Origin of the sequence: Bacillus cereus group sp. MYBK216-1, from assembly GCF_051916495.1 — a bacterium.
In the GTDB taxonomy this organism is placed as follows: Bacteria; Bacillota; Bacilli; order Bacillales; family Bacillaceae_G; genus Bacillus_A; species Bacillus_A thuringiensis_K.
On record NZ_JBQAGT010000007.1, the window covers coordinates 123,748 to 140,930 of the forward strand.

Consider the following 17,183-nt stretch of genomic DNA (forward strand, 5'->3'; position numbering starts at 1 on the left):
CTTAAAATCATCCGTATGATCAATATATAGGAGGGGTTTTATGAAAAGAAAACTATTAACCATTGTTGCGAGCATTACACTATGTACATCCTTCATACTAGGAGCTTGTAGCAAAGAAAGCTCTACTACTTCATCAAATGGTGAAAAAGAATTTCGCTATGCAATGAGTGGATTATACAAACCTTTTAATTATAAAGAAAACGACGGCAAACTTGTCGGCTTTGATATAGAAATCGGTGAAGCTCTTGCTAAAAAGATGAACATGAAGGCTACGCCAGTTACAAACCCATGGGAAACGCTAATTCAAGGTCTTCAAGCGAAGAAATATGATGTAATACTGGGTAGTATGGCAATTACAGAGGAGCGCTTAAAAGCTGTTAGTTTCTCAAATCCGTACTATCGCTCTGGCGCTCAAATTTTTGTGACTAAAAAGAATACTGCTATCTCTTCTCCAGAAGATTTAAAAGGTAAGAAAATTGGTGTTGTAAAAGCTAGTACCTTTAAAAATCTTGTTGCAAAATATACAGATCAAATTACAGAATATGACAGCGACATTACTGCTCTTATGGATTTAGAGCCTGGGCGTGTTGACGCAGTAATTACGGATCAAATGGTTGGTCTACGTATGATAAAAGAAGGAAAATCGAATATAAAAGAAGCGGGAAAACCATTAAATCTTGATGAAATGGGAATTGCTATTCGCAAAGATGATAAAGAAATGGTTGAGAAAGTAAATAAAGCGTTAGATGAAATCATTAAAGATGGTACGTATGAAAAGATCAGTAAAAAATGGTTCGGGCGTAATATTCTTGGTGAAGAGGAAAAAACGAAGTAAGTTAGCCATTCAAAAGATTCATAAACAGTGCCCCACTCATTAAATGTTCATTTTATGTGGGGCATTTCATTCTCTACTAAAATCTATACAATATGAGGTGAAACGCATGTTTGAAATTTTTATCTCTACCTATCCCACACTCTTAAAGGCTACCATTGTCACATTACAATTAACATTAACCTCCCTAGTACTCGGTTCATTAATTGGATTATTATTTGCTTTCTTTCGAATCTCGAATAACAAAGTTTTAAATAGCATTGCTCATATCTATATTGCTATTATTCGTGGTACACCTTTAATCGTTCAAATCGCAATTCTCTATTTTGGCATTACATCTGTCATTGTTTTCTCCCCTTTTTGGGCAGGAGCAATCGCTTTAGCAATTCATAACGGTGCATATATTACGGAAATCTTCCGAGGATCCATTCAATCCGTCGACCGAGGACAATTGGAAGCCGCTCGCTCCTTAGGTATGCCTTATCCTTTAGCTATGCGCCGGATTATATTACCACAAGCATTTCGTCTGTCTCTTCCTCCTCTAGGAAACCAGTTTATTATTGGATTAAAAGACTCTTCACTTGTCGCTTACGTAGGACTGTCCGAATTATGGGGATCAGGTTTATCAATTGCAGCAGGTAACTTCCAACAATTAGATACTTACATAATCGTTGGTGTATACTATCTCGTACTTGTTCTTCTATTTACTTACTTTGTTAATCTTTTAGAAAAACGACTACAACGAAAAGAAACTAACTCCGTCCAAGTCCATAAAAAGAACAAAACGGAAGTTTCTTTATAAGAAAAAGCAAGCCTGAGATGGCTTGCTTTTTCATTGCAAAAATATATTAATTTTTACTGATTTACTTTTTTAATACTTTCGTCTTCCTCTATATGTTCCTCACGATATGAAATATTATGAGGATCTAGTCCATTTCCTAAAGAACCATAGAAATGCTCTCTATGCGGATCCACTAATTCACTTCCTTGATAATACACACGTGGTGTATTCCATAGCGCTGCCAAAGCTTTTGTCATCGGCATCTCATGATAGCGTTCCGGCCACATTTCTTTAATCTTCTCTTTTACTAACGGATAGTATTTAGAACTCATAGCAGGAAACAGATGGTGTTCTGTATGATATGAGAAATTGAAATGTAAAACGTCTATCCAGCGCGGCACTGTTACTGACAAACAGTTTGCTAACGGATCATTTACTGGAACAATTGGATTTAAGCGGTGATTTGTTGCGATATATGCCATTACAATAAAGTTAGCAATTAACAACGGAATGACATATGCAAATAACCATTTTCCAGGTCCCATAATAAACAATAAACTAATCCAAACTGTCCAAGGCAAAAGAAGTTGAAGCCATACAGATTTTTGATTGGATGACTTGAACTCTTTTATAAAATGAAAGAACATTCGAGTCGAATGCAATGTAAATTGAATTGTTAGTGACAGAAAACTAAAGAATGAACGTACATGTAAAGGCATACGATATACCCAACTCAAAAACTTACTCTTCTTAAGTTTCTCAAGTGTCGGCCATGCATCCGGATCATTCTCTTCATGCTGTGTATGAACATGATGCGTTGCATTATGCCACTTTCTCCAAAGCTTTGGCCCTGTTGATAATGGCATAAATGCAATCGCGCCTAAGAAGTCACGAAGCCATGCCTTTCTTACAACAGTTCCATGTAAAATTTCATGCCCTAAAAATCCAAGTGAAGCAAAACATAATCCAAGAACAATCGCAATTCCTAGATTCGCCCACACATTCAATTCAAATACACCAATCGATATTAACCCCGCCAATGCCACAAGCAAATAAGCCAGTCCACCAAATAAACGAGTAGGCACTGGTTTAAATGCTTTTTTCGGCAAATGTGGTGATACACGTGCTGCATACCACCCAAACGTATGAAGCTCCTTCATCCTTTTGCCCCTTTCTTATGCCGCGCCTTGCGCAACTTACATATATCAATTCTTGTTTCCAGATTGATTTTACTAGATGATCCAAAAAGCATCTATTATAAGGAAAATATACTCACTCTATCGTCACTTATTTTTCGCTTTTATTATCAATGAAAAACATTTCTCTTTTTACTCTCTATCAACCTTTCCACATGATGAATCATAACAATAGAATTTCTATATTGTCAACACCTTTTATGACCTAGTAATAAAAGGTGGTTATATTTTTATAATCATACTTTATTTCACTAAAGAAAATGTATAGATTCCATAAGGTTTTATCCACTATATATAGACATTTTCTTAAACGCCATAGACTCTATCTCATTCAATAACTCTCTATGTAATCAACAAATAGAATCACTTGAATTTAGTTTTATATAAATCCTACTTCTTCATAATGCCCTACCTAATTAATTATATTAAAATAATTTATATCCTCTTTTAATAAAAATAGACTTCTTCTAAAACAACACACATGATTTTCATATAATATGGAAATATTAAAAGGAAAATTGTTCTAAAATCAGGAGGTTTCCGCAATGACAAATGATACATTTCCACAACTGCCGCTATCTTATTGGATTGAATCTACCGAGTTTCCTACTTTTCCTCGTTTATCCGAAAATATAAAAACGAAAGTTGCTATTATCGGTGCTGGTATTACAGGTATTACCACTGCCTATTTACTTGCAAAAGAAGGCATCGATGTGGTTTTAATTGATTCTGGTCGTATTTTAAACGGGACGACTGGGCATACAACAGCGAAAGTAACAGCACAACATGATCTTATTTATGATGAATTAATAAATCATTTCGGTGTAGAAAAGGCCCGGCTTTACTATGAATCAAATAATCAGGCTCTACAATTCATAAACGAAACTGTTCAAACATATAAAATCGACTGTAATTTCTCAAATGAAGATTCATATTTATATACAACTACTGATAACGGATTAAGAAATTTATCGAAAGAATATGAAGCTTATCAAAAATTAAATATACCTTGTGATTATGTTCAATCTCTATCGATTCCTATTCCAGTACAATCTGCGCTTGTAATGAAAAATCAAGCACAATTCCATCCCCTTCTTTATTTAAAAACACTTTTAGAAAAGTTTGTGGAGATGGGCGGAAAGCTCTACGAACAAACAACAGCTATGAATGTGGAAAAGGGAGATTATCCACAAATAATTACAAAAGAGGGCCATCATATCACTTGTGAATATGTCGTCTCTTGTTCACATTTTCCTTTTTATGATGCAAATAGCTTTTTCTTTACGCGAATGTACGCAGAACGCTCCTATGCTCTTGCAATAAAAGCAAAAATGGATTATCCAGGTGGCATGTATTTAAGTATTGATGATCCAAAGCGCTCCTTACGCTATATAACAAACAATGGAGAAAAATTAATTTTGATTGGCGGAGAGAGTCATAAAACAGGGCAAGGAATAAATACGATGCTTCATTATGAAGCACTCTATTCTTTTGCTGAAGCAACTTTTGGAATAGACGAAGTTCCTTATAGATGGTCAGCACAAGATTTAATCACTCTAGATAAGCTTCCTTATATCGGACATATTAACGAAAGAAATCCAAATATATTTGTTGCAACTGGATATCGCAAATGGGGAATGACAACTGGAACTGCTGCCGCTCACCTACTGAAGGACTCCATCCTAAAAGTCCACAGTCCCTATAAAGAACTGTATGCACCATCACGCTTCCATGCAAATCCAGATATAAAAACGTTCCTCTCCCAGAACATTGATGTTGCGAAACATTTAATTGAAGGAAAGATTGAAAATGCATTACGTAAACCAGAAGATCTCGAAGTTGGTGAAGGATCTGTCGTACATGTTAACGGTAAACGGGCAGGTGCTTATAAGGACAAAGAAGGAAAATTACATATCGTCGATACAACTTGTACACATCTCGGCTGCGAAGTTGAATGGAATAATGGTGATTGTACTTGGGATTGTCCTTGTCACGGTTCCCGCTTTTCAATTGAGGGAGACGTTATTGAAGGTCCAGCAGATCAACCGTTAAAACGAGTTGATAATGAGTAAACCAATAAAGAAGTTCAACAGGTTTCCTGTTGAACTTCTTTATTGATTATAAAACCTTTTCAGATAAATTTCGACACAGGGAGGAAAATATTAACATAAAATAAAATAATATATTCATCTACAAATAAAAGGGGGGGAATACTATGCAACCTTCAGCTCCACCTCATCTAGAATCTACAGAAACTATCTTTTCAAGCTCTATTACAAAACTTGTTGTTTTTATTTGTTGGCTAGCCATTCTAGCTGATGGATATGATTTAGGTATTTACGGTGCCGTTCTTCCAAAGCTCCTAGAAGACAAAAGCTGGGCACTTTCACCAGCTTACGCTGGCACAATTGCAAGCTATGCTTTATTTGGGATGTTTATTGGTGCTATTCTAGTTGGAACTATTACAGATCTAATTGGACGAAAATGGATGCTTATATGCTGTTTAGCGCTTTTTTCTATCACAATGGGACTAGCTGCACTTGCTCCTTCTCCCGAATTATTTGGTTTATCTCGATTTATTGGAGGAATCGGATTAGGCGGTGTTATTCCAACAGCTTCAGCACTTACTGTTGAATATTCACCAAAAAAACGACAATCTTTTATTTATGCTCTTATGTTTACTGGCTATCCTTTAGGTATCGTGTTAGGCGCTATTTTGTCTATGTTTATGTTAGAAAGTTTCGGATGGAGAACTATGTTTGGCATCGGAATGATTCCACTACTCCTCATTCCTTTCATTATTCGTTATTTACCTGAATCCATTCAATTTTTATTATCACGTAATCGCCAAAAAGAAGTGGACCAAATCCTTAATCGTTTTCAAATTGTATTCTATGCGAAAAATGAAACTTATCAAACTCCGTCTAATATACGAAAGAAAAATGGATTTCTTACTTTATTCTCAAAAGAATACATAAAAGCAACGCTACTTTTTTGGATCACTTATATAATGGGAATGTTTTTAATATACGGTTTAAATACTTGGTTACCTCAGATGATGCGACAGGCAGGATACCCTCTTGGATCTAGTTTATCATTTCTACTTATGCTAAATATTACTGCCGCTATCGGTGCATTATTTGCTGGAGCAATCGCGGATCGTATAGGAGCTAAAATCGTTATTAGCATCTCCTATCTTATGGCAGCTATATGTATTGGACTATTAACAATTAAACCATCTGTTACAATCATTTATCTTTTAATTGGTCTTGCTGGAATTGGATCAGTCGGTATTACTCAAATATTAAATGCATATGTAACCCAATACTTCCCATCACATATCCGAGCTACTTCCTTAGGCTGGGGACTTGGACTTGGCCGAGTTGGTGCAATTGCTGGCCCTATTCTCGTCGGTATTATTATGACAATGCAATATGACTTATCATGGAATTTTTACTTATTCTCCTTTGCAGGTCTTATCGCAGCTATATCTGTTTTCTTTATTCCTACAAAATAAAAAGAGCACAAACTTACTTGTGCTCTTTTTCATATGCTTCAAACAGCATGTCTCGAAATAGTTTATTTAAAATCTCAATATCGATCCCTAACCCCTTTTCAACACCTTTCACGTATTGCCCATAGTAATGAATTTGTTCTTCTAAAAATTGATTCAACACCTTAATTTTCAATCCAACATCTAATTCAGTACCTGCTTTTTTCTTTATTAACAACTTTTCAATTTCATCTAATACGCTACGTTCTAATGATAATTCTGTAATCAATCGGTCAAATTCTACAGGTGGTAAAGTTGCTTTCTCTTCTAGCCACTTACAAGCTAAAATAGGACGTAATACATAAAAGTACTTTTTCAGCTTTACATTCTCACCTTGCAAAAATTCACGATAATTTTTCGAAGCCATATGTAAATAATGATATATCGTTGCTTTTGGATCAAAATTCTTCTCACTCATCTGTTGAAGTAGTTCTGGAAAATTAGAGTTTTTCGAATAAAAAATTGGTGATCGAATCCACTCAAGTAAAGCTGGGTTCGACTTCGCGAATAGTTGCAACGCCTTTCTAATATCCCAACCACTTATATCTAAATCATCACTAATTGGATATTCAATTACATCTCGTTTGTCATGAATTGATAAATACCATTCTACCGGATGTATATAAACAAACCTAACATCATAATCGCTATCTTTCGATGGAAACCCCCAAGCACGACTCCCTGATTCCACCGCAAATAAAATTTTCACATCATTCTCTTTTTCAATTCTTTCTAACTCCAACTCGATTTTCTCTCTCATTTCATAACATCTCCATTTTTTGATTATTTCCTTGGAAATTCGACAATACACTATCAATTTTACTACATACTAAAAAAACTGTCAGAAATTACTGACAGCCCAATGAAACTTCTATTATTGCTTTTCGATTACAGTAGCAGCAATTCGTTCAAACTCTTTTTGAATCTCCTCTTTATATGCATCTACTACTGAAAAATCCATAGCAGCAATATAAATTCGTTCTAATTTATCACGAACCGATTTTGCTTTTGCTAAGAAAGACATCGCCTCATTCATTTTTGCTTTATATTGAATGGAAACATCACGAATTTCCTTCGCATATTTCTCATCCGTCCCTGGGGTAACAATAAGGGCATACATATCAATAATTTCATCACCCTCGCGACTTGGAAAATATTCATGTGGTGCAGTGCTATCAAAAATTGCAAAGCCTAATTCTCTTACGATAACCATATCAAGACTATTCGGATCAAATCCGCAATGATATACTTCAACTTCAAACCCTTTTTCTTCAGCTGCCCTAGCTAACTTTTTGAGCATCGTTGATTTTCCAGAGCCTGGGCGCCCTTTTATAAAATAACGATATGGTAACCCTTCTGTTAAATTAGGAACAAAATCAACTGCTCCTTTCGGTGTAGCAGCTCCTAAAAAACGATGTTTTACAAGCGATTGTCTCCCGCTTTTATCTGCAAATAATTTCTGGATTAGCTGATCGGTTAATTCATTTGCTTTATTAAAATCTATATTATCAATATATATCTTCTCCCACTCATCATGTATAAGCAATGCCTCTTTAAAACATGCGTAAGCAGACTGAAAAGCTTTGCTTGCTTCTGAAACAAATCTTTCAATTTCTAACTTCTGCTTCCTTAGTTTATCTGAATCCCAAGCAATTCCTAAATTTATATACTCTTCAACAACTCCTGGCATTTTGGGCTCAATTACATGTGGTGATGTCCCATCAACAATTCCTACTTTTAATTTTGGGATAATTACACCATCAACCGATTTATTGTCAGAAGAACAATGTAAAAATTCAATATCATATCCTTTTTCAACCCATTCACGACCGATTGCCTTTATTAAAGAAGATTTCCCCGTTCCTGGACCACCCTTTAAGATAAATAATCTGTCTAACCCTTTTAAATTCTCTTCATATAAATTATGAAATCCCCTAGCTGTATTACCACCAGCATAATAATTCAATACATTTCCTGTCACTGCACTCACTCCTTCGCAGCATTCTATTTACATAAGCTACAATATGCGCGTAGCTTTATTTGGGTGAATACCTATTTTGTATTGCACGCAAAAAGGAAATGAATTACAATTTAACTATCGGAAAATTCCGGTTTTAAAATTAAATACTTCTTTATCAAGAGAGGCAGAGGGACCGGCCCTTTGAAGCCCAGCAACCTCAGTTTATACAAACTGAATAGGTGCTAATTCCTGCAAAATGCATTGCATTTTGGAAGATAAAATTCAACTAGCATGTAAAGCTCACCTTTCTTGATATTGAAGGGTGAGCTTTTTATTATTTGAAAAACATATATTGGAGGTATGTAAAATGAAAGTAATTGATTTATCGCAAACATTTGAAAATAATATGTCTCAATTTCCTGGAACACCTAAAATACAACTAGAAGCTGTTACAAGTGTTGAAGAATCAGGCTATCAAGTTACAGATTTTCATTCTGTCGTTCATGTTGGCACGCATTGTGATGCTCCTGCGCATTTTATTTCAGGCGCAACGACTATCGATCAATTACCCCTAAATCAATTTGTAGGCGAAGCGATTCTTATTGATGTAACTCATGTACAAGAACGAAAACTACCTAAAGAAGTACTGCACGATGCTGATATAAGAGAAGGAGATATTGTTATTTTCCATTCCAATCTATCTACTAAATGGAATACAGAGGCGTATGAGAAAGAAGCTTTTTATCTTTCTGAAGAATTAGCCGAGGAACTAGTACAATTAAAAGTAAAATCTGTCGGTTTAGATTTTATTTCTCCTGATGAGGTAACGACAGAAACATCACCAATTCATCACATACTACTTGGGAATAATATTTATTTAATCGAAAACTTAACAAACTTAGATGCCATTCACACGAAACGTTTCTTCTTCTCAGCAGCACCTTTAAAAATTAAAGATAGCGACGGTGCTTTCGCAAGAGCATTCGCTGTAATTTTTTAAACAAACTATACAAAAAAGCAAAGATCATCATTGACCTTTGCTTCTATTTTTTTTATTTAAATTAAGAAAGAATTGCTCAACATGGGGACGTAACCAAGCTAAATAATCCTTCTCTTTCTTCTTTGTACAAGCTATTTCTTCCCCATCTACCATTTCAACAAGTTCTAGTTCTAACAGTTGCTTCGTGAATGCTAACATATTCACTTCTTCGGATGGATACTCTTCTTTTAATTTCTCCTCAATTTCCCCCAATAAAAAACCGTCACGCATCATTGCCAATGCATCAATCCAAAGTGGCGGCATTTCATATTTTTCTCCTGTAATTGTATCTTTTACAATATAATTCTTTTGCTCTTTTCGAAATTGAATCGTGTGTAAACATACAGTCGAATTTAATGTTAATTCCATCATACCACCTCTTTCATAATATCTGCATAGAAAAAAGGATGCGCGTGCACCCCTTCTTATCTTTTCATAACACTACTGAACCGCTACATGAGCAATCAATCTCATGTCGATATTTTCCTCCATTATAAACGAAGTATTTTATAAAAAAAACCCTTCTTGAAACATTTTATAAAATGTTTATATTTACACAACAAGAACACTTTTCTGAAAAATCTTTTCTCCCAATACATTAAACGGTCGGCAGAAAAATTTCTACTTTTGTTCCTACTCCTATACTACTTTGGATTGTGATACTCCCTTGATGTTCCTTAATAATTTTATATGTAATCATTAATCCAAGTCCTGTACCAGTTTCCTTTGTTGTGTAAAACGCCTTGCCGATTTTTTCTAACTTCTCATTCTCTATACCAAATCCTTGGTCTTCAACAGAAATACACAAATATCCTTGCGTTTTTTGATATGCACGGATATGGATTTCTCCACCCTCTGGCATTGATTCTATTCCATTTTTAATGATATTTAATAATACTTGTTTTAATTGCTTATCATTACCGTTTATAGTTGGTAAATTCCCATCTACTTGTAAATAACATTTAACTCTATATTGCATTGCATAACTTTCCATTAGATGCACAACATATAGAAGGATGTCTCGTATATTACACCTTTCATAATTTGTTGGCTTTGGTTTTCCTAACAACATTAATTCACTAACAAATCCATTGACTCTTTCAATTTCTTGTAGCATAATGTCGTAGCTCATCGTATCAGTTGGATTTCTTTCTTTTTGCATTTGCGTAAATCCTTTTAACGCTGTTAACGGATTTCGAATTTCATGGGCAATTGTTGTAGACATAGTCCCAATCACAGCTAAATTTTCCGTCTCTTTCATATTGTTCATCATTTCAACCACTGTTCTTACATAAGATTGAAATCGTTTTAATAAAGAATGTGAAATAATGAAATAAAATACACATAAAACAAGTGGAATTATCACTTTTAAATCTTGTAATAGCAATGTGAAAAATACGTACTTTCCAATTACACTAAAGGACACTAAATAAAAGTATTTTTTATTCACGAAAACTGGGGCAAATAAAATTAATAACATTTCTACCATACTGCCATGTTCAAAAGGTCTATCCGTTCGCAAATAAATCATTAAATTATTAACAAGATTGATAAACATGTACCCAAATAAAAATAAATATTTTACAGAATATACATATCCTCTTTTTTGAAGATATATAGAAATAGGTAATAATGCCATTACAAATATAGGCACACCTATCCCAAGACTACCTTCTGGCCAACCTACCGCTGTTCCACTAATATTCATAGCAGGATATACAAAATAATATATAGCGTCATATAAAAAGAATATAATATAGAATAATAATATAAATACCTTTAAGGCTCTTCTTTCTTCATAAATCAAGCTCTTGTATTTATTCATATAAAAACTCCCCTTGATCGATACAAAAAACTTTCATTGTTATTCTCCTTAAAGTATAAGTATGAAATTGCTTTCAGGGCAATATTTAACCTTATAATACTAAAAGGAAGGAGATCTCTCCTTCCTTTTAGTAACAACTTACATCCATCTTACCCTGTCATGTAACAATCCATCCGTAAAATTATTATGCCCCATTACAAAATCCTTCATATATAAATTTAAATACTCACCGTACTTACTTTCTGTATTTAATAACAACTCCTCGACGTAATAAGCACCTTGTTCAAATTGATCTAAAAGTAAACTGGACAGGCCCGCATAAATCCCGCACCCTACCTGAAAATACGTTGCATTCGTTTTATATTTACGAAAAACTTTGCTACTATTCATCACATTATACATATATGTCTCACTATTTTCATAAACGAGTAACACACCCACCAAGTCCTCTCCAGCAACCTCTTCTTCCGCTGGATTAAACACTTTACGATTCCAGTTCCATAAATCTTCTACTTGATCTAAGTTCTGTCTAATTATATTTGTTGTATACTCATTAATTCGGTAAAGAAAACCAACTTCCATATTAAAGTTTTTCCCTAAAATTAATACTTCCTCATGTGGCATTAAACAACCATAGAATTCTTTTTCTCCTAACTTCACTTTATACTCTGAAGAATATACATCTTCATAAAAGTAAAGAGGACGATGATGACTCATATACATCGGATAACTCCAGATCGCTTCATCTAAAAATCGCTCTACTGCCCATGAAGCATAAAGTGTATGTGGCTTTATAAGTGCTGTATCATTCAAAAATGATGTGTCATGTTCTACAATATAACATGCTCTTGGCCTTTCATTTGGTCGTTCCTTCATAAGCTCAACAACCATCCATTGAACAACACCTGGATTCATACCTGAACCTATAATCGCTTTTGTATTTGTAAATTTCTCTTTCTCCTTCTCAAACCTTGTATATCTTTCCGTAAGCTGAAAGCCGATTAAGCTGTCGTCCTGATCTACTGCTTCATTTTCCAAGGCTGAATTAATATAGCAAATTCCTAATTCATTACAGCAGCTTAATACTCTAATTGTATCTGCCCCTGAAACATCAATCACAACACTCGTACTTTTTTCTTTTAAATGTTCTTTAAATTCCACTACATTTTGAAGGTTTATCTCATATAAATATAATTGACCTTTCAAATTCGAAAACAACTCATCATAATAAGTCCTATCTTTTTGTTTTATATCCACCAAATGAAATTTGGCATTCTTTAATACTTCATAAATTGGATCTTTTTCATTTGCTATCGCTTGATTTAAAATTGCTAAAACTGCTTTTGCTGCTCCACCAGCACTACCAAGTAATGTAATCGATAACGGATTTAGAAACTGCTCCACCAACAAAACTCCTTTAATAAATTAGTTGAGCAGCTCCTTCTCAAAAAATAAATTGAATACATAAAAAGATAGCTCGTACACATTTCTTTATAAATTAGTACAAAATTTTTTTAAAAAATCACACCATAATATATTTATATTCAATTCATTTTTCCCCTCATATTCAAATCGAGCTAAACAAATAGGCTCGACCTTTTCTTCTGCATATAAAAGAAAAAGCCAGCCCTTTCAACTAGCTTACGGACAATGGACAGATTTTACATGTTGAATATTTACATACATTTTCGCATCACGTGCTTTTAATATTTCAATATGCCCTTCATCAATCTTCGCCATCTTTCCGATCTTATTAGATTCCTCACCTAAATCGAACACCATGATTTTGCCAGACATTTTAATAAGTTGTTCTTCAAACGTTCGAGCTAACGTAATATTTAACGGATTTACGGGGAGTTCATTTTTATTGAGGTCATGCGGCACTTGGTTTTCTTTATACGGAATTAACCATTTTAAATGTTTTAAAGATATATATACCGTTTTATAAACCGGACTATAAAAAACAATATAATCATTCATCACACTTGTAACATAACCATGTATTGGAGCACTTCCTGCTACATAAACTTCTGTAAAAATTCCTTTAGAAGTACTTAATACTTTTCTCAAAGAAATGGAAGGGGATTCTCTCTTAATTACAGAATCAACATCTGGTTTTAATATTTCTTCGTCATATGGTCTTAAAAATTTATAGTATTGTACATGATATAAAGATATATATACATAGTCTTGTCCATTGTAAAGAACAATGATATCATTTCCTACATCTATTAATACACCTTTAAACCTTTTTTCACCGATTAATTTAACATATATATTTTCTCCAATACTTTTGTTTAACTCATTCATCTATATCCTCCTTCCTATGAATTTCTTCTTACCTGTCTTCCATTTCTAAAAAAATAATCAGGGCAAAGTTCTGTTTTAATAGTAAGTAATTCCTTTTCATACTATCGAAATAAGAAATTGTTCTTCTCTTTCCCTCATAATGCCCCTCTTATTTATTAAACATTATTCATCTTCATTCTTTTTACATTTAACTACTTGGCTCACACTCTTAATATGAGACTTAATTACATAAATAACTTCATCACAGTTTACTAGTGTAATACAGTCATGGTGTACCTCACTTAATAAACCTTCCACACACTCTGGACCGCCACGATTAATTTTTACCCACTTATACTTCAAGTCTTTTAATATATCTAAAAAAGTATCCTCATCAGAGCAGAAACATGAACTATAGCAATCGCCACATTTACTTTCCTTCACTTTCTTAACTAGACTCTTCACATGTTTTAACTGGTAATACACTAATTCACCATGAGGTAATTGTAACGTTAGATAATCTTTGCCTAACGATACGAGCTCACCTACTCGACTTTCTGGTCCACGAAGGTTTACTTTTACAGTCTCACCAACTAAACATTTAATTTGGTCACAGCATAATACGTTCTCCAATTTTGTATCCCCCTTTCTTATTATCTTCCTCTACTTGATTGTCTTTGGGCACGAGCGCGACCTGAATTATTGCTACTACTTTCTTTACTGCTACTATCGTCGCTCTCATCGCTCTCTCCGCATGCTAATGCATTATAGTTAACGCTTTTAATATGCTTTATTGCAATTAATATAACTTCTTCTTTTGCAATTACTGTCACAAAGTCACAAGAAACATCTTGTAAAATGCCTTCCACTTTCTCTGGACCACCGCGATTAATTTTCACCCAGCAATATTTGAAAGTTTGCAGTAGTGCTTCAAAGTCTTCTGCACATTCGCAATCTTCCCATTCGCAATCACTTGATCCACAGTCTTTCGCATTTTTTGTAATACTTTTTAGATGACTAAGTTGATAGTAATACAGTTCACCTTTTTCATTCTGCAATACGAAGTAGTCCGGACATACTGATATTATTGTTCCTTTTTGAGATTCTGGACCACCCCTGTTTACTCTCACAAAAGATCAAATTAAGTCTTTCAAAAAATCACAATGAAATATACTCACGAGAAAACCCCTTCCATTAATTTATAAGCTTTTGCACTGATAGTATATGTATCTGTACAGGTTACGTTCTCTATGTTTGTCCTAGCTAGAAAAAAATATGCTTTTAACATGGTAGACTACTACCTATCAAAATTTGAAGAAAGGCTAAGAACTCCTTATATTTTTGATATCTTCAAACAAAAAATCCCTTATGAAGATACATTTCTGCATATCTTCATAAGGGATTTCCCATAGTTTAATCTTCGTCTTTAACATCCATATCTTCTGGAATTGGTTCGTTCAATATTTCTTCCACTAATTGCTTATATTTCTCCATTTGTTCTAAATGTGTATTAAATTGTTCTTTATTTACTAAATATTGCTCTCCATCGAATAGCGCACGAATTTTCTTTTGCTGAATTAACTCTTCAATATACGATTTTGGTAAATTCAAATACTCCGCAGTCTCTTCTACTGTTATATACAATGCGTTCATTCCTTTATTATTTTTTCATCTATACTGTATCTTACTTTATTTTTGTAAACAAATAAAAAAGATTTTGTAAATGCAGTTCAAAAAGCAGGTAGATGCATTCCATATATTGTATAGTATTATATAGTAAGAATTTTTTAAATATAGAATGGTATTACCCATTTACACAAAGGAGAGTTAACATATGGCTACTCGTCACATCATTACAATGTTAGAAAAAACACTACAAGTTGAAACAGAAAACACAATTTCTCATTTGAATGTATCTTTATCTGATCGTTTTCTTTCTCAAAGCACAGCAATACATGAAAACAATTGTTATCATACAATTGGTGAATGGTACAAAAATCATTTCTTATTCCAACAAGATGATTTCCTTTGGGCTAAATATGCTTTCTATGACGCATATTGTGAAGCCATCAAAAAACAAGGTCATCTTACAAAACGTGTTCGCCAAATATTAGAATCATTAGCTCGAATGCATGGAAAACAGTATATTGCTTCTATACTAAATATGCCATTTCCTAATGAACGCGCTAAAGGGACAGCGTAATTTAGCCATGTTCTGCGTAAGCAAAACATAGCTAAATTGTTTTCTAGGATGCTTTACCAATAAAATGTTCATATGATATGAACTGATGAAACCGGTGTCATTATAATGATTGAAAATATAGTAAACAGGAAATCCCCCACGTACATCTCTCATCCATTTGAATAGAGAAGTATGTGGGGGTATACTTGTTCCTTATTATTTCATCATCTGCTTAATCAGTTCGCGATTTCTCTTCTTAAATACTTCATTATGAGAAGAAACCATTCCGTACTCACTTGCATCTGGTTGGATAAATTGCTTTGCTTTATTCACAGCATTTCCAGCATCTTGGAATGCACCTGCAATTAAGTGTAGTTTCCCTTCGTGCTTTAAAATATCTCCAGCAGCATATAATCCATCTACTGAAGACTCACTATTTGCATTACCTGCAATATAATAATTATCTATAATTGCAACGTCTAACTCACTATTTTCCAATAATGTAATGTCGCGTTCATATCCATGATTAATAATAACTTCATCAATAGGTAAATGAGAAATCTCACCTGTTTCATGATTTGTTAATTCTACATATTCGATCGCTTCATGATTATCACCAGCAATTAATTTTGTAATCGATGTATTAAAGAAACACTCCGCTGAGCTATTCATAAGTTGTTTTACTTGTGCTTCATGACCAGATAATTCTTCTTTTCTATACGTTACATACACTTTTTTCGCAATTGGTTCCAATTCATTTGCCCAATCAACAGCAGAATTGCCTCCACCGGAAATAATAACTGTTTTACCTTTGAAACGCTTTAAAGATTTAACTGTATAATTTAAATTCGATACTTCAAATCGCTCAGCACCTTCAATAGATAACTTTTGCGGTTTCAATATACCACTTCCTGTTGCGACGATAACTGTTTTTGAAAAGTGTTCTTCCCCAGTACTTGTTTTTAATGTAAAAGTACCATCTTGATTACGAATAATTGATTCCACTTTTGTATCTAATACAACTTCTGGCTTAAATGTTAACCCTTGCTGTACAAGTTGTTCAATTAACTTATCACCTGTAACTGGCAATAGTCCTCCTACATCCCAAATCATTTTTTCCGGATACACATGTATTTTTCCACCTAAATGTGGTTGAAATTCTATTATTTTCGTTCTCATTTCTCTGAGTCCACTATAAAAAGCTGAATAAAGCCCTGCAGGTCCTCCACCTATCACGGTTACATCAAACAATTCTTCTCGATTCATTCGTGCTCACTCCTCAGCTACTAATCATTGATTATCATTCTCAATAAAATATAACCTGTTTCCGCAAAATTTACAATCAAAATTACTATTGACAATACACCTATATAAAATTATATTATTTAAAGAATCAATAGTGATAATCATTATCATTTTGTTAATAATTAGCAAATTTGAGATTACATCTTCTTTCATTAATATGGTTAATACTATATTATAAAATCTCATATTCAAGATTTTTAATAAATTATTTTGCTTTACCA

General features: G+C 33.7%; 17 protein-coding genes and 1 riboswitch. Of the genes, 6 read left to right on the forward strand and 11 right to left on the reverse strand.

Annotation, left to right across the window (positions count from 1 at the left end; translation table 11 throughout):
- Positions 1-40: 40 nt before the first annotated feature.
- Both ACTFRH_RS22905 and ACTFRH_RS22910 read left to right on the forward strand, forming a co-directional pair.
- The gene (locus ACTFRH_RS22905; RefSeq protein WP_000823750.1) at positions 41-835 is read left to right on the forward strand and encodes an ABC transporter substrate-binding protein; all 795 of its coding nucleotides are present in this window, start codon (positions 41-43) and stop codon (positions 833-835) included.
- 43 nt (positions 836-878) lie between these two features.
- The gene (locus ACTFRH_RS22910; protein WP_003299858.1) at positions 879-1,634 is read left to right on the forward strand and encodes an amino acid ABC transporter permease; all 756 of its coding nucleotides are present in this window, start codon (positions 879-881) and stop codon (positions 1,632-1,634) included.
- A 53-nt stretch (positions 1,635-1,687) separates the two neighbouring features.
- On the opposite strand, the gene ACTFRH_RS22915 is transcribed toward ACTFRH_RS22910, so the two are convergent.
- Positions 1,688-2,773, reverse strand: coding sequence for a fatty acid desaturase family protein (locus tag ACTFRH_RS22915; RefSeq protein ID WP_000661213.1), 1,086 nt, complete (start codon positions 2,771-2,773; stop codon positions 1,688-1,690).
- 581 nt (positions 2,774-3,354) lie between these two features.
- Between ACTFRH_RS22915 and ACTFRH_RS22920 the strand changes: the two genes are divergently transcribed.
- Together ACTFRH_RS22920 and ACTFRH_RS22925 are read left to right on the forward strand one after the other, a co-directional pair.
- Complete coding sequence (locus tag ACTFRH_RS22920; RefSeq protein ID WP_000180401.1) at positions 3,355-4,881, forward strand: FAD-dependent oxidoreductase; 1,527 nt, start codon at positions 3,355-3,357, stop codon at positions 4,879-4,881.
- A gap of 143 nt (positions 4,882-5,024) precedes the next feature.
- Positions 5,025-6,326, forward strand: a complete 1,302-nt coding sequence (locus ACTFRH_RS22925; protein ID WP_001183097.1) for an MFS transporter — start codon at positions 5,025-5,027, stop codon at positions 6,324-6,326.
- A 13-nt stretch (positions 6,327-6,339) separates the two neighbouring features.
- On the opposite strand, the gene ACTFRH_RS22930 is transcribed toward ACTFRH_RS22925, so the two are convergent.
- Positions 6,340-7,122 carry a nucleotidyltransferase domain-containing protein gene (locus ACTFRH_RS22930; protein WP_001208239.1) on the reverse strand — a complete coding sequence of 261 codons (783 nt, stop codon included), beginning with the start codon at positions 7,120-7,122 and terminating at the stop codon, positions 6,340-6,342.
- A 114-nt stretch (positions 7,123-7,236) separates the two neighbouring features.
- Positions 7,237-8,343, reverse strand: coding sequence for a PRK06851 family protein (locus ACTFRH_RS22935; protein WP_000147469.1), 1,107 nt, complete (start codon positions 8,341-8,343; stop codon positions 7,237-7,239).
- A gap of 148 nt (positions 8,344-8,491) precedes the next feature.
- Positions 8,492-8,604, forward strand: a riboswitch (SAM riboswitch).
- A gap of 85 nt (positions 8,605-8,689) precedes the next feature.
- On the opposite strand from ACTFRH_RS22935, the gene ACTFRH_RS22940 reads away from it, so the two are divergent.
- Positions 8,690-9,322 (forward strand): cyclase family protein, encoded by a 633-nt coding sequence (locus tag ACTFRH_RS22940; RefSeq protein WP_000862984.1) that lies wholly within the window; start codon positions 8,690-8,692, stop codon positions 9,320-9,322.
- A 27-nt stretch (positions 9,323-9,349) separates the two neighbouring features.
- On the opposite strand, the gene ACTFRH_RS22945 is transcribed toward ACTFRH_RS22940, so the two are convergent.
- The 7 genes from ACTFRH_RS22945 to ACTFRH_RS22975 all read right to left on the reverse strand — a co-directional run bounded on the left by ACTFRH_RS22945 (position 9,350) and on the right by ACTFRH_RS22975 (position 15,128).
- Entirely contained in the window at positions 9,350-9,730 is a 381-nt protein-coding gene (locus ACTFRH_RS22945) for a hypothetical protein (RefSeq protein WP_000424114.1), read from the reverse strand.
- Between the two features lie 229 nt (positions 9,731-9,959).
- On the reverse strand, positions 9,960-11,186 hold the full coding sequence (locus tag ACTFRH_RS22950) for an ATP-binding protein (RefSeq protein WP_001046111.1): 1,227 nt from the start codon (positions 11,184-11,186) through the stop codon (positions 9,960-9,962).
- Between the two features lie 138 nt (positions 11,187-11,324).
- Positions 11,325-12,590, reverse strand: a complete 1,266-nt coding sequence (locus ACTFRH_RS22955; RefSeq protein ID WP_000434668.1) for a hypothetical protein — start codon at positions 12,588-12,590, stop codon at positions 11,325-11,327.
- Between the two features lie 237 nt (positions 12,591-12,827).
- Complete coding sequence (locus ACTFRH_RS22960; protein WP_440048833.1) at positions 12,828-13,496, reverse strand: DUF2642 domain-containing protein; 669 nt, start codon at positions 13,494-13,496, stop codon at positions 12,828-12,830.
- Between the two features lie 162 nt (positions 13,497-13,658).
- On the reverse strand, positions 13,659-14,108 hold the full coding sequence (locus ACTFRH_RS22965) for a hypothetical protein (protein ID WP_000432506.1): 450 nt from the start codon (positions 14,106-14,108) through the stop codon (positions 13,659-13,661).
- Positions 14,109-14,128: 20 nt separating this feature from the next.
- On the reverse strand, positions 14,129-14,605 hold the full coding sequence (locus ACTFRH_RS22970) for a hypothetical protein (protein WP_003299846.1): 477 nt from the start codon (positions 14,603-14,605) through the stop codon (positions 14,129-14,131).
- A 283-nt stretch (positions 14,606-14,888) separates the two neighbouring features.
- The gene (locus ACTFRH_RS22975; protein WP_001998970.1) at positions 14,889-15,128 is read right to left on the reverse strand and encodes a helix-turn-helix domain-containing protein; all 240 of its coding nucleotides are present in this window, start codon (positions 15,126-15,128) and stop codon (positions 14,889-14,891) included.
- Between the two features lie 181 nt (positions 15,129-15,309).
- Here ACTFRH_RS22975 and ACTFRH_RS22980 point away from each other — a divergent pair, with 181 nt between their 5' ends.
- On the forward strand, positions 15,310-15,678 hold the full coding sequence (locus tag ACTFRH_RS22980) for a hypothetical protein (RefSeq protein WP_000235475.1): 369 nt from the start codon (positions 15,310-15,312) through the stop codon (positions 15,676-15,678).
- Between the two features lie 195 nt (positions 15,679-15,873).
- On the opposite strand, the gene ACTFRH_RS22985 is transcribed toward ACTFRH_RS22980, so the two are convergent.
- Positions 15,874-16,923, reverse strand: coding sequence for an NAD(P)/FAD-dependent oxidoreductase (locus tag ACTFRH_RS22985; protein ID WP_001078297.1), 1,050 nt, complete (start codon positions 16,921-16,923; stop codon positions 15,874-15,876).
- Positions 16,924-17,183: the final 260 nt, after the last annotated feature.